Genomic DNA, 13,165 nt, shown 5'->3' with positions numbered 1-13,165 from the left:
CCTTACACCACCGCCCTCACCTGTTCGGCCACCGCGGCCGCGAAGGCCGGGTCGTTGATGTGGAGCGGCAACCGGATCAGCCGATGCGACTCGCTGGCGGCAAAGGCGCCTTCGAGCGTGTCGAACAGCACCGCATCGGCCTCGGGATCGTGAAACGGCTGGCCTGGCGCGTCGATCATCGACAGGCCGCCCTCGGGCAGCAGCAGCCGCACCGGACCGCTGGCCCTATTGAGCTGTTCGGCGATGCGCAGGGCCGAGGCCCGCAACTCCGGCGCGTTGCTGCGCATGAGCGTCACGTTGGCGTTGTGCACATGGAAAGTGCGTCCCTGGTGGCGCGCGGGAATCGTCGACGGTGCGCCCCAGTTGATCATGTCCAGCGCGCCCACCGAGCCGACCCAGGGCAGGCCATGGCGCGCGGCACAGTCCAGCCGGTCCGGCCCGGCATCGCATACGCCACCCGCGAGATGCTGGCCGATCTCGGTGGTGGTCACATCCACCACCGCGCTCAGCATGCCCGCCGCTGCCAGCGCCTCCAGCGTGCGCCCGCCTGCGCCGTTGGCGTGGAACACCTGCGCATCGAAGTCATCGGCCAGCAGTGCGCGAACCGCCTGCACGCACGGCGTCGTGACGCCAAACATGGTGAGGCCAATGGCGGGCTTGTCCTGCGCGCGGTCCGCCGGCACACGGTGCAGCAGCATGCCGGCCAGTGCGTGCGCGGCATTGGCCAGGATGGTGCGCGAGAGACGGTTGAGGCCGGCGATATCGGTCACCGGGTACATCAGCGTCATGTCCACCACGCCGACATAGGCCGACACGTCGCCCGCCGCCATGGTGGAGACCAGCAGCTTGGGCGTGCCAATGGGCAGCAGGCGCATGGCCGGGGCGATCATGGAACTGCCGCCCGAACCGCCCACGCCGAGCATGCCCTGGATCTCGCCGGCCGCCAGGCGCTGGCGAACCAGCGCGGCCAGAGCCTCGCCCATGGCAACCACGGCCTCGCCCCGGTCGGACGGTGTGAACACGGCCGACGCACCACGTGGATGGTGGCTGGCCACGGCCCCGGTTTCGATGTCGGCCGCGCCCGGCGCGCTGCGCGTGCCGATGTCCACCGTGACCACGCGCGCCCCCGCCGCACGCAGCAGCCCCGCGAGGTAGTTCAGCTCCGCGGCCTTGGTGTCGAAGGTGCCCACCACCCAGGCGGTGGGTGGCGTGGCGCTCATGAGCGCCGCTCGTGATGGGCGTTCACGCACTCGAAAAAGGTGCGGAAGGTGCCCGCGACCCGTTCGAGCGCGGCGGCCTCCTCCTCGGGCGGCACGTCGAACTCCGCCCACCACTCGCCGAAGCAGCGGTTGCCTTCGGTGATCGGCAGCAGGTGCATCTCGGCCACGTAGTTCGTCCACGGCGCGTCGATGTGCAGGATCTTGTAGCGGCAGCGGTGTTCGTCGTCGGACAGCGCCAGCAACTGCTCGCGCAGGTAGCCGCCGTCCTCGCGCACGGTGAAGTGGCGCACGCAGCCGATCTGGTCGGCCGGCTTGCCGTCTTCTATGTAGGACTTCTCGAAGAAAGGGTGGTAGTTGCCCAGCGCGCCGAAGTCGCGCAGGTAGGCCCACGCCTGCTCCAGCGTGGCGTTCATCACCGCACTCACGTATACCCTGGCCATGTGTGTCTCCTGTCGTTGGTTTTCAGTCTTCAGAAAGTCAGGTGCTTGTAGCGTTCCACATGCGACTTGATGGCGATCTCGGTGGGCAGGCGCTCCATGCTGCTCGCACCATAGAAGCCGTTGCAATGCGTGCTGTGCTTGAACACGTAGTCCACGTCCTCCGGAGAGGAGATGGGGCCGCCATGCGCGATCACGATCACGTCCTTGCGCACCTTACGCGCTGCCTCCCCCCATTCGTCGATCAGCGCCACCGATTCGGCGAGCGACTTCGCCGACGTCGCGCCGATGGTGCCGCCGGTGGTCACGCCCAGGTGCGGCACCACGAAATCGGCGCCGGCCTCCGTCATGGCCACGGCCTCCTCGGCCGAGAACACGTAGGGCGTGGTCAGCAGATCGATGGCATGGGCCTGCGCGATCATCTCGACCTCCGTCGCGTAGTTGATGCCGGTCTCCTCCAGGCTCTGGCGGAAGGTGCCGTCGATGATGCCCACGGTAGGAAAGTTCTGCACGCCGGAAAACCCCAACTCCTTGAGCTTCTTGAGAAACACGGGCATGACGATGAAGGGGTCGGTGCCGTTCACGCCAGCGATCACCGGCGTCTTCTTCGCCACCGGCAGCACCTCGCCCGCCATCTCCAGCACGATGTCGTTGGCGTTGCCGTAGGCCAGCAGGCCGGCCGACGAGGCACGCCCGGCCATGCGGTAGCGGCCGGAGTTGTAGATGACGATGAGGTCGATGCCGGCGGCCTCCTCGCACTTGGCCGAGATGCCGGTGCCGGCGCCACCGCCGATGATGGGCTGGCGGTTCTTCACCATGGCCTGGAACTTCGCCATGAGGGCTTGGCGTTCAAAACGCGGCATGTATGTCTCCTTGAAATGGAAGGCGGATGTGTATGTACGAGGAAGAGGTCAGGGTCCCGTGCGCGGACGCGTTCGCAGCGCCGCCACGGCACCGGCGATGCCGCTGCGGAAGGACAGCACGCAGACCATGAAGATCACGCCGGTGACCAGGGTGACCCAGCCGCCAAACGCATCGAGGTAGTACTGAAGCCCCACCACCAGCGCGGCACCGATGGCCGGGCCGAAGACGGTGTGCATGCCACCCAGCAGCGCCATGAGCACCACGTCGCCGGAGAGGTGCCAGTGCACGTCGGACAGCGCGGCGAGCTGGAACACCAGCGCCTTCATGGAACCCGCCAGACCCGAGAGCGCGGCCGAGAGAACGAACAGCATGAGCTTGTAGCGTTCCACCGGGTAGCCCAGCGAACGGGCGCGCGGCTCGTGTTCGCGGATGGCCACCACCACATGGCCGAAGGGCGAACGCACCACGCGGTGGATGAGCCACAAGCCGGCCAGCGTGAGAACGAGCACCAGGTGGTACATGGCGAAATCGCTGCGCAGGTCGATGAAACCCAGCAGCGTGCCGCGCGGGATCTGCTGCATGCCGTCTTCCGCGCCGGTGAACGGCAGCTGCAGGAAGATGAAGTACACCATCTGCGCCAGAGCCAGCGTGATCATGGCCAGGTAAATGCCCTGGCGGTGGATCGCCAGGGCACCGAACACCGCACCCAGCAGCGCCGCCGACGCGGTGCCGAACAGCAGGGCCAGCTCGGGCGGCAGGCCCCAGTGCTTGGCGGCCAGGCCGGTCATGTAGGCCGCGCTGCCGAAGAAGGCCGCATGGCCGAAGGACATCATGCCGCCAAAGCCCAGCAGCAGGCTGTAGGCGCAGGCGAACAGCGCCATGCACAGCAGCTTCATCACGAACACCGGGTAGACCACCTGCGGCGCCCAGGGCACCACGAGCAGCGCCAGGACCACCAGGGCCATGAATACCTTTGCCGCGGGCGCGGCGGAGCGTGGGGAGCGGGTCATGCGGCACCTTCCTTGCCGAACAGGCCGCGTGGGCGGAACAGCAGCACCAGCGCCATGACCACGAAGATCACCGTGGTGGACGCCTCCGAATAGAAGACCTTGGTCAGGCCTTCGATCACGCCGATGCCCAGCGCGGTGACGATGGAACCCAGCACGGAGCCCATGCCGCCGATGACCACGATGGCGAAGACGATGATGACCAGGTTGGAACCCATGCCCGAGTTCACGTGCAGGATGGGCGCGGCCAGCACGCCGGTGAAGGCCGCCAGCGCGATGCCGCCCGCATAGGTAAAGGTCAGCAGCAGCGGCACGTTCACCCCGAAAGACTGCGTGAGCTGCGGCTTCTCCGTGGCGGCGCGCAGGCGTGCGCCCAGCGAGGTGCGCTCGATCAGCCACCAGGTGAGCGCGCAGGCCGCCAGCGCGGCCACGATGACCCAGGCACGGTAGATGGGCAGCACCATGAAACCCAGATGGAACACCCCCTTGAGGCTGTCGGGCACCGGATAGGGCTGGCCTGACGTGCCGTAGGCCACGCGGAAGCCACCTTCGAGCACCAGCACCAGGCCGAAGGTGAGCAGCAGGCCGTAGATCGGGTCCAGGCCGTAGAGACGGCGCAGCAGGCTGCGCTCGAACAAGCCGCCCAGCGCGCCCACGGCCAGCGGCACCAGCACGATGGCCGCCCAGTAGCCCCAGCCCAGGTAGTGCTGCAGCATCCAGGCGCCGAAAGCCCCCACCATGAAGAACGCCCCGTGCGCAAAATTGACGATGCGCAGCAGGCCGAAAATGACCGCCAGGCCCAGGCTGAGCACGGCGTAGAAACAGCCGTTGACCAGCCCCAGCATGAGTTGCCCCGCCAGCACAGGCAGGGGAAGACCGAATACCTCAACCATGTGCGGTCCCTATGATGCGCAGGCCATGCCGTCGAAACATCCCGATCTCTCCCGTGAAACCCTGGTGATGGGTGATGACACCGCGCAGACGGTGGTGCGTGCGGAGCAGTGCGACGCGCTGGCCGCGCGCCACATCGCCCACGTATCGGTGGTGGACGCCGCCGCGCCCTACACGGTGGTGCGGACCAACCTGAGCGGCGCCTTCATGCAGGTGTGCCTGGGCGGCGAGGGCCAGACCCTGCTCGATGGACGCTGGTACACCCACAGGCCCGGCAGCGTGAGCTTCGCGCCGGCCCACGTGCTGCACGCCTTTCACTGCGTGCCGGGCAAGCGCTGGCAACTGGCCTGGGTGCGCTTCAAGCCCGATTCGGTGCGCTCGGTGGACGGCGCCATGGCGCCCACCATGAGCCCGTTCGACGGCCGTGTGCTGCAGAACGCCATTCTGGGCCTGGCCGCCGAGATGGAGGGCGCGGCCGACCCGGGCACCTGCGTCGTGTGGGTGGACGTGATCGAACGCTATGTGGCGCGCATCCTGGAGCCGCTGCAACGCGAGCCGCGCCTGGTGCCGGTGTGGAACGCGGTGAAGAACGACCTTGCGCGCGACTGGACGCTGGCCGACCTGGCGGCGCTGGCCAACACCAGCGAGGAACATCTGCGCCGCCTGTGCCAGAAGAACCTGGGCCGCAGCCCCGGCAGGCAACTGGCCACGCTGCGCATTGCGCACGCCGCGCACCTGCTGGCCACCACCCCCGAGAAAATCGAGGCGATCGCGCACGCCGTGGGCTACGTGAATCCGTTCGCGTTCTCGAACACCTTCAAGCGTTTGACGGGGTTCCGCCCTTCCGACTACAGGATGCGGCATCTCTAGACCCCTATCCGCGCGGTGATCGCGTCGAAATCGCGCAGCAGCGTGGCCGCGTCGAACGTGTCCGTGATCCGGCCCGACTCCATCAGGCAGTGCCGGTCCGCCAGCTCGGCGGCGAAATGCACGTTCTGCTCCACCAACACAATGGTGTAGCCCCGCTTCTTGAGTTGCCGGATGAGTTCGCCAATGCGGTCCACGATGACCGGAGCCAGGCCCTCTGTGGGTTCGTCCAGCAGCAGCACGCGAGCCCCTGTTCGCAGGATGCGCGCAATCGCCAGCATCTGCTGCTCGCCGCCCGAGAGGTGCGTGCCCGCCGACCCGGCACGCTGCGCGAGGTTGGGAAACAGCTCGTAGAGCTCCGCCTCGTTCATGCCGCCCTCGGCCACCACGGGGGGCAGGCGCAGGTTCTCGCGCACGGAAAGCGAGGCAAAAATCCCCCGGTCGTCCGGGCAGAAGGCCACGCCCAGCCGGCCGATGTGGTGCGGCGCGAGACCGATCAGTTCCTTGCCCCTGAAGCGAATCGATCCCTCGCGCTTGTCCATCATGCCCATGATGGACTTCAGCAGCGTGGATTTGCCAGCACCATTGCGCCCCAGCAACGTGATCAGTTCCCCCTCGCGCACCGACAGGTTGGCACCGTGCAGCGCCTGGCTCGGTCCGTACCAAGCCTTCAGGTCCTGCACTGTCAGCAAGGGCTCGGTGGCAACAGCTTGACGCGCATCAGCCATGTCCAGGCTCCACCGCCACGGGATTGTGGTGCTTGCGCTGACCGGCGTGACCATAGCCCAGGTAGGCCTCCACCACGCGTGGGTCCTTCGACACCGTGGCGTAGTCGCCCTCGGCCAGCACCTCGCCGCGCGCCAGCACGGTGATGCGGTCGCACAGGTCGGCCACCACGGAAAGGTTGTGCTCCACCATCAGCACGGTGCGCCCGCGCGCGGCCTGGCGGATGAGCGCGGCGGCCTGCGCAATGTCTTCCGCGCCCATGCCGGCCATGGGTTCGTCCAGCAGCAGCACGCGGGGCTCCAACGCCAAGGTGGTGGCCAGTTCCAGCGCGCGCTTGCGGCCGTAGGGCAGCTCACCCGCCAGGTGGTCGGCCCATTCGGACAAGCCCGCCTCGGCCAGCAAAGCGTGGGTACGCTCGTCGTACGCCGCCAGGACCTTGTCGCTGCGCCACCAGTCCAGGGAATGGCCCCGGCGGCGCTGCACCGCCAGACGCACGTTCTCGAACACGCTCAACTGCCCGAACACGGCCGATATCTGGAACGAGCGCACCAGCCCGCCGCGCGCCACCGCATCGGCAGGCGTGCGCGTGATGTCCTTGCCCTGGAAGTGGATGCGGCCGGCGGTCGCGTCGATGAAGCGGGTGAGCAGGTTGAAACAGGTCGTCTTGCCCGCCCCATTGGGCCCGATAAGAGCGTGGATGCTGCCCTCCTGCACCGACAGGCTCACGTCCGAGACGGCGTGAAACCCGTTGAAGGTGCGGGAGAGCCCCTGCGTTTCAAGAATGTGGGACATGGTGAAGACAAGGCAACAAACGAGGGGCCGCTGCGCACGGCCGCTCCGAAGCGGCCGGCCCGCCCCCCGCAGGGGGGCATGAGCCACGCGCCGTGAGCGAGCAGCGGGGAGTCTCTACTTCTTCACCAGGTAGCAGGTGCTTTGCGACAGCGGCATGAAGGCCTGGTCCGCAGGAATGGTCTTCACCGGCTTGAGGTAGTCCCAAGGCCCCTTGGACTCGGCCGGCGTCTTCACCTGCCAGAGGTACATGTCGTGCACCATGCGGCCGTCCTCGCGGATCTTGCCCGCCTTGGTGAACATGTCGCTGATGGGCATCTCGCGCATCTTGGCCGACACGGCATCCGGGTCGTCCGTGCCCGCGGCCTGCACCGCCTTGAGGTAGTGCATGGTGGACGAATAGTCACCCGCATGCGCCATGTTCGGCATCTGGCCTCCCACGCGCTGCTGGAAGCGGCGTGCGAACGCCCGCGACTCGTCGTTCATGTCCCAGTACCACGCGTTGGTGAGCTGCAGGCCCTGCGCGGTGGGCAGCCCCAGCGCATGCACGTCCTGGATCCACAGCAACAGCGCCGCCAGCTTCTGGTTCTTGGTCAGGCCGAACTCGTTGGCCGCCTTGATCGCGTTGATGGTGTCGTTGCCGGTGGACGCCAGGCCGACGATCTTGGCCTTGGAAGCTTGCGCCTGCAGCACATACGAAGAGAAGTCCGTCGTGCCCAACGGGTGGCGCGCGGCGCCCACCACACGGCCCTTGTTGGCCCGCACCACATCGCTGACCTGCTGCTCCAGGCCGATGCCGAAAGCGAAGTCGACCGTCAGGAAGAACCAGGTGTCGCCGCCGCCCTCCACCACCGCACGGCCCGTGCCGTGGGCCAGGGAATAGGCGTCGTAGGCGTAGTGCACCGTGTAGGGCGAGCACTGCGCATTCGTCACGCCCACGTTGGACGCGTTGTTCACGATGGCGTGGCGCTTCTTCTCTTTGGCCACCCCCGCCACCGCCAGGGCCACGCCCGAGTTGGCCAGGTCGTTGATCATGTCCACGCCGCCGTCGTACCACTCGCGCGCCTTGGCCGCCCCCACGTCCGCCTTGTTCTGGTGGTCTGCAAAAACCACCTCGATGTCCTTGCCGAACATCTTGCCGCCAAAGTCCTCCACGGCCATCTTCACGGCCTCCACCGCACCCTTGCCGGAGATATCGGCGTACACACCGGAGATGTCCGTCAACACACCGATGCGCAACACGTCATTGGAAAGCTTGCCTTGCGGCTGATTGCCTTGCGCCTGAGCCACGCCCACGCTCGCCGCGGCGACAACAGACGCGGCTGCCCACAGTTTCAGATCCATGCTCTTTGTCTCCTGATTGGTTGTAGCCCCGAACCGGGTGTTCGAGTCCGGCCAATGCTAGGAGCGGGGTCAGCGCGAAACCATGGGTGGGAGCCACAGGGAGATACTCGAAATCCACCTGGACCAAGCCCGCCCGGCCGCCGGCATGCGGGCGGCCTTCCAGGCGCCTTCCATGTGCATTTATGTGCATTTGATGCGGTACGCTTCACCCAGACCCCCAACACGCCAGGCACCGACGATGGACATCCGACCAGACGATCTCACCGGCCCCGAGATCCTCGACCTGCTCAACGAGCACCTGCGCAACATGTACGAGTGGTCTCCGCCGGAAAGCGTGCATGCGCTGGACATCGCCAAGCTGCAGCGCCCGGAGATCACCTTCTGGACCGCGTGGCAGGACGGCCTGCTGATGGGCTGCGGCGCGCTGAAGGAGTTGAGTCCGACGGAAGGCGAGGTGAAGTCCATGCGCACGCCGGATGCGCGGCGCGGCCAGGGCGCCGGTCGGCGGATGCTGGAGCACATCGTGGCGGTGGCGCGCGAACGCGGCTATGCATGGCTGCGCCTGGAGACGGGAAGCCAGCCCGGCTTTGCGCCGGCTCGCAGGCTGTATGCCAGCCATGGTTTCGAGACGCGCGGACCGTTCGCGGACTACATCGAGGATCCCAACAGCGTGTTCATGCAGCTGCGCCTGCGTTGATGCCGAGGTCACTCTGGAGACGTCTCATGGCCACCCCGGTTCTGCACTACCACCCGCTCTCGTCCTATTGCCACAAGGTCCTGATCGCGCTCGACGTGCTGGGCGTTTCCGTGGAGAAGCGCCTGCTCGATCTGATGGACCCGGCAGAGCGCGCCGCTTTTCTGGCCCTGTGGCCGGTGGGCAAGATGCCTCTGCTGGTGGACGAAGGCAGGGCCATTCCCGAGGCGAGCGTGATCATCGAGCATGCGCAGCGCCAACACGCGCGCAACGGACAGGCGCTGATTCCAACGGACCCGGACGCGGCGCTGGAGGTGCGCCTGTGGGACCGGGTGTTCGACCTGTACGTGATGACGCCGATGCAGGCTTTCACGGCGGACCTGCTGCGGCCCGAGGGTGAACGCGATGCGCGAGGGGTGGATCAGGCGCGGGAGCGCCTGCTGTCGACGTACGCGCTGATCGACGGACACCTGCGCGCGAGCAACAGGACCTGGGTGGCGGGAGACACCTTCAGCCTGGCGGACTGCGCCGCCGCACCGGCCCTGTTCTACGCGGTGACCTATGTCCCGCTGCCCTCGCCGCATGCGCACCTGGCAGCCTATTTCGACCGGCTGATGGAGCACCCCGCAGTGGTCCGCACCATCGACCAGGCCCGCCCCTGGTTCCGCTTCTATCCGGGGCGCGCGGGTCTGGCACCGCGTTTCTTCGACCCCGCTGCGGGCTGATCATGAGAGGTTGACAAGCCCTCGGTCCAGCGGACCGGGCGGCCGGCCGCTCAACGCGAGCGGGCCAGCTTGTGCAGCAGTTCCGCGAGCATGAGGTACTCGGCGGATGTCAGGGTCTTGAAGCGCGCGCGCTCGCTCTCAAGCAACTGCGTGGTGAGCTGCCGGGCGAGGGCTTCGCCCTTTTCGGTGACCGAGAGATGGAAGCCCCTTCGGTCATTTTCGTTTGTTTCACGAACTATCAACCCTCTGCCAGCGAGCTTGTCAAGGCCGTTGGTGATGTAGGGCGCACTGAGTCCAAGCGCCTTGGTGAGGTGGGCGGGTGACACGCGTGGATTGGCCTCGATCAGCGCCAGCAGGGTGTACTCCACCGTCCGCAGGCCGTGCGGGTCACCCACCTCCTCCTGGAACAGGCCGATGGTGACGATGGATGCCTGGGCAAGCTGGTAGCCCAGCAGTTGCTGCAAGGCCCCTTCTCGCAAACGCCCTGCTGGAGTCGAGATCTCAGCGAGCTTGGATTCCTCGGCACGGGAACGTGCTGCCCTGGTCGTTGCCTTTTTATCCGTCACGGGCGGTGGCTGGGCTCCGCTGCGCGGCCGCGGCGCGCTCCCGCGGCTTCCGGAGGTTGGCGTCTTGGGACTGCGTTTTTTTTCCATGAGGTTCTCCCCCCGCCGCGGGATGCACCGGGAGAGCGTGAATTCTGCCTGCTTCGGATCTGAGGGTATTCCCCAGTCTATTTATTTAGTTAACTGAACTAATCTTCCGGCGCGCAAGTGACGTAAGTTACCCGCAAGAAATCACAAACACACGTAGGAGACTGCCATGCTTCAGATCAAGATGGCCGCTTTCGCAGCGGCCAGTACTGCGGTTTTGCTCGCGGCGTGCGGAGGGGGAGGAGGAGACGTCGCCACACCGTCGACGCCAACCACACCCACCACGCCCACCACACCGGTCGAACCCTCCCTCGTCATCGCCGCGCCAGGCTCTCTGCTGCCAGCGGCAGCTCCCAAGCTCATTGAGCAAACCGATTGCACGAGCGCCAAGCTGGGCACGGCCGTGCCGGTTGGTGACATTGGCGAGCCGGTGGCAGCGGTGACGCTGAACGCCCCCACCTGGACGGCTGCCGCAGGTTCCAACCAGGCCTATTGCTCGATCACGGGTGCCATCTACGCGGTGGACCCCAGTGCCCCGCCCATCAATTTCCGTGTGTCATTGCCGTCGAGCTGGAGCCTGCGCGCGGTACACACGGGCGGTGGCGGCATGAACGGTTTCCCACCGGGGAACCCCTCGGCAGCCATCCTTGCGCTGGGTGCCGCCACCTGGGGCAGCGACTCGGGCCACAGCTTCCTGGACTCGACCTGGGCCCTGAACGAAGAAGCCATGATGAACCTGGGCTTCATGCAGATGAAGAAGACCCGCGATGTGGGCGTGAAACTGGTCGAGCGCATGTACGGCGAAAAGCCCCGCTTCACCTACTGGCAAGGTGGTTCGCAAGGTGGCCGGGAAGGCCTGACGGTGATGCAGCGTTACCCGGCCGACTACGATGGCGCGGCGCTCACGGTGCCGATCGTCAACTTTTCAACCCTGATGCTGGCGCCGGAACTGATCCGTATCCAGGAAAAGCCGCTGGCGAACTGGGTGCCGCCCGTCAAGGTGGCGGCGATACGCCAGGAGTTCATGCGTCAGTGCGACAAGCTCGATGGCCTGGCCGACGGCATCATCAACAACTACCAGGCTTGCCGCGACATCTTCAACGTCAAGGCCGGTACGCCGGGCCGCAACCCGTGGCTGAGCAAGCGCTGCCCGGACAACATCGACCCCAATCCGACGGACAACACGGCAAGCGCCTGCTTCACCGATGGCCAGATCGAAACGCTGAAGTTCATCTACTCGCCCTACAACTTCGCCACACCGCTGGCCAACGGCGTCACCTCGTTCGGCATGTGGGCTCCCACGACCGACCCTGGTGGCTCGGGCCTGTTGATCAACACCCGCCACGTGGGCCAGGAAGGTGCCGACCCGGGGGCCACCATCCACAGCCACCTGGGCATTCTGGGTGTGACGGGCTTCCTGTTCAAGAACCTGAGCGCCAACCCACTGGACTACGTGGAAGGCGGCACGCTCAACGCACGCCGGGAACAGATCTCGAAGCACCTCGATGCCACCAACCCGGACCTGACGACGTTCTACAAGCGCGGAGGCAAGGTGGTGATCACCATCGGCTCGAACGACAGCCTGGCGTCCACAGGAGCGCAGTTGGACTACTACCAGTCGGTGCTCGACAAGATGACACGCCCGGTGGTGGACGCCTTTGCTCGCCTGTGGGTGCTGCCGCAGACCGGGCATGGTCTGTCAGGCACCAACCTGGGGGTGAACGGCGACGGCGACACCATCCCATCGGTGGCGATTCCGAACGCGTTCAATGGCCTGCAGATGGTCGTCGACTGGGTGGAGCGCAACGAGGCACCGAGCAAGAACCCCACGGTGACGGCGGGCGCCAAGGCTTTGCCGATGTGCTCCTATCCGCAATACCCCAAGTACGTCTCGGGCGATGCGGCGTTGGCAGAGTCCTACACGTGCGCGGACTGACTTGATTGACCGCCCTGTCCTGACGGGCTGAACACCAGAAAGAAGGCCTCGCACATGCGAGGCCTTCTGCTTTGGAGGCGGTGATGGCCGTCAGCGGCCATAGGGTGGGGTCACAGTTTGGAAAAGTCGGGTTTGCGGCGTTCCATGAACGCACCAAAGGCCTCGCGCGCCGCGGGTTCCTGCAGCATGCGGCCAAAGCTGACCGCCTCTTCGTCCATCACCGCCAGCACCTGCGCGTTCTGGTTCTTCTTCATGAGGCGCTTGGTCTCCACCAGCGCGCTCAACGGTTTGGCCGCCAGCTTGCGGGCCACGGACTGGGCGTACCCGGTGGTCTCCGACGGTGGCAGAACGCGGTTGACCAACCCCACCTCCAGCGCGGCCTCCGCCATGAAAGGTTCCCCCAGCAACAAGGCTTCGGCGGCGCGGTGGTAGCCCAGCATCTGCGGCACCAGCAGGCTGGAAGCGGCTTCGGGGCACAGCCCGAGGTTGACGAAGGGCATGGAGAAGGCGGCGTTGTCGCCCGCGTAGACCAGGTCGCAGTGGAACAGCAGCGTGGTTCCCACACCCACGGCCGGACCACAGACAGCGGCAATGAGGGGTTTGGGAAACTGTGCGATGCCCCGCAGGAAGCGGAATACCGGGGCATCGGCGGCAGCGGGCGGGTTGTTGAGGAAGTCGGCGATGTCGTTGCCCGCACTGAAGATGGTCTCGCTGCCTTGCAGCACCACGCAGCGCACGCTGGGATCGGCCTGCGCGGTGGCGAGCGCGTCGGCCAGCGCACCGTACATGGCCGAGGTGATGGAGTTCTTCTTGTCGGGGCGGTTGAATGTGATGGTGCCGACGCCGGCTTCGGTGTGGACGAGGATGTCGCTCATGGATGGATGGTCTCGTGTTGGCGAATGGGGAGGTCCGCAAATTACCACGAACAAGCCCCTGCCCGAGGAGCGCCTCCTCCAGGGACTGACCGCTGCGTGACAGCATGTTTCCACCGCGGGGCAGGCCGTGGGTGGGCCCT

At 66.4% G+C, this 13,165-nt stretch carries 14 protein-coding genes; 4 read left to right on the top strand and 10 right to left on the bottom strand.

All coding sequences use genetic code 11. From position 1 onward, the window contains the following. Positions 1-2: 2 nt before the first annotated feature. The 5 genes from KIT53_RS04230 to KIT53_RS04210 are packed head-to-tail and all read right to left on the bottom strand — an operon-like array spanning position 3 to position 4,421. Entirely contained in the window at positions 3-1,220 is a 1,218-nt protein-coding gene (locus KIT53_RS04230; protein WP_297748151.1) for a Tm-1-like ATP-binding domain-containing protein, read from the bottom strand. Further along, a complete protein-coding gene (locus KIT53_RS04225; RefSeq protein ID WP_297748148.1) occupies positions 1,217-1,660 on the bottom strand; it encodes an SRPBCC family protein in 444 nt (147 codons plus the stop codon). Before KIT53_RS04225 ends, KIT53_RS04230 begins: the two co-directional genes overlap by 4 nt. A gap of 29 nt (positions 1,661-1,689) precedes the next feature. After that, positions 1,690-2,520, bottom strand: a complete 831-nt coding sequence (locus KIT53_RS04220; RefSeq protein ID WP_297748145.1) for a phosphoenolpyruvate hydrolase family protein — start codon at positions 2,518-2,520, stop codon at positions 1,690-1,692. A 48-nt stretch (positions 2,521-2,568) separates the two neighbouring features. Beyond that, positions 2,569-3,531 (bottom strand): branched-chain amino acid ABC transporter permease, encoded by a 963-nt coding sequence (locus tag KIT53_RS04215; protein WP_297748141.1) that lies wholly within the window; start codon positions 3,529-3,531, stop codon positions 2,569-2,571. Continuing rightward, positions 3,528-4,421 (bottom strand): branched-chain amino acid ABC transporter permease, encoded by an 894-nt coding sequence (locus tag KIT53_RS04210; RefSeq protein ID WP_297748139.1) that lies wholly within the window; start codon positions 4,419-4,421, stop codon positions 3,528-3,530. The genes KIT53_RS04215 and KIT53_RS04210 overlap by 4 nt, the downstream gene beginning before the upstream one ends. Positions 4,422-4,446: 25 nt before the next feature. Between KIT53_RS04210 and KIT53_RS04205 the strand changes: the two genes are divergently transcribed. Further along, positions 4,447-5,289, top strand: a complete 843-nt coding sequence (locus KIT53_RS04205; protein WP_297748136.1) for an AraC family transcriptional regulator — start codon at positions 4,447-4,449, stop codon at positions 5,287-5,289. Here the strand turns inward: KIT53_RS04205 and KIT53_RS04200 are convergent. From KIT53_RS04200 to KIT53_RS04190, 3 genes are all read right to left on the bottom strand, one after another. After that, positions 5,286-6,014, bottom strand: coding sequence for an ABC transporter ATP-binding protein (locus KIT53_RS04200; protein WP_297748133.1), 729 nt, complete (start codon positions 6,012-6,014; stop codon positions 5,286-5,288). The two genes, KIT53_RS04205 and KIT53_RS04200, sit on opposite strands and share 4 nt — an antisense overlap. Continuing rightward, the gene (locus tag KIT53_RS04195) at positions 6,007-6,804 is read right to left on the bottom strand and encodes an ABC transporter ATP-binding protein (protein WP_297748130.1); all 798 of its coding nucleotides are present in this window, start codon (positions 6,802-6,804) and stop codon (positions 6,007-6,009) included. Before KIT53_RS04195 ends, KIT53_RS04200 begins: the two co-directional genes overlap by 8 nt. Positions 6,805-6,918: 114 nt before the next feature. Then, positions 6,919-8,145, bottom strand: a complete 1,227-nt coding sequence (locus KIT53_RS04190; RefSeq protein WP_297748128.1) for an ABC transporter substrate-binding protein — start codon at positions 8,143-8,145, stop codon at positions 6,919-6,921. 238 nt (positions 8,146-8,383) lie between these two features. Between KIT53_RS04190 and KIT53_RS04185 the strand changes: the two genes are divergently transcribed. Beyond that, positions 8,384-8,842: a GNAT family N-acetyltransferase gene (locus KIT53_RS04185; protein WP_297748125.1), complete on the top strand. Its 459-nt coding sequence runs from the start codon at positions 8,384-8,386 to the stop codon at positions 8,840-8,842. 26 nt (positions 8,843-8,868) lie between these two features. Further along, the gene (locus tag KIT53_RS04180) at positions 8,869-9,564 is read left to right on the top strand and encodes a glutathione S-transferase family protein (protein WP_297748122.1); all 696 of its coding nucleotides are present in this window, start codon (positions 8,869-8,871) and stop codon (positions 9,562-9,564) included. A gap of 50 nt (positions 9,565-9,614) precedes the next feature. Here KIT53_RS04180 and KIT53_RS04175 read toward each other — a convergent pair whose 3' ends face one another. Next, entirely contained in the window at positions 9,615-10,217 is a 603-nt protein-coding gene (locus KIT53_RS04175) for a MarR family transcriptional regulator (protein WP_297748120.1), read from the bottom strand. Positions 10,218-10,383: 166 nt separating this feature from the next. Between KIT53_RS04175 and KIT53_RS04170 the strand changes: the two genes are divergently transcribed. Further along, a complete protein-coding gene (locus KIT53_RS04170) occupies positions 10,384-12,150 on the top strand; it encodes a tannase/feruloyl esterase family alpha/beta hydrolase (protein ID WP_297748117.1) in 1,767 nt (588 codons plus the stop codon). A 110-nt stretch (positions 12,151-12,260) separates the two neighbouring features. On the opposite strand, the gene KIT53_RS04165 is transcribed toward KIT53_RS04170, so the two are convergent. Continuing rightward, positions 12,261-13,025 carry an enoyl-CoA hydratase gene (locus KIT53_RS04165; protein ID WP_297748114.1) on the bottom strand — a complete coding sequence of 255 codons (765 nt, stop codon included), beginning with the start codon at positions 13,023-13,025 and terminating at the stop codon, positions 12,261-12,263. Between the last annotated feature and the right edge of the window lie 140 nt (positions 13,026-13,165).

Source organism: Hydrogenophaga sp. (assembly GCF_026125785.1).
GTDB lineage: Bacteria > Pseudomonadota > Gammaproteobacteria > Burkholderiales > Burkholderiaceae_C > Hydrogenophaga.
This window is presented reverse-complemented; position numbering and strand designations above follow the sequence as displayed.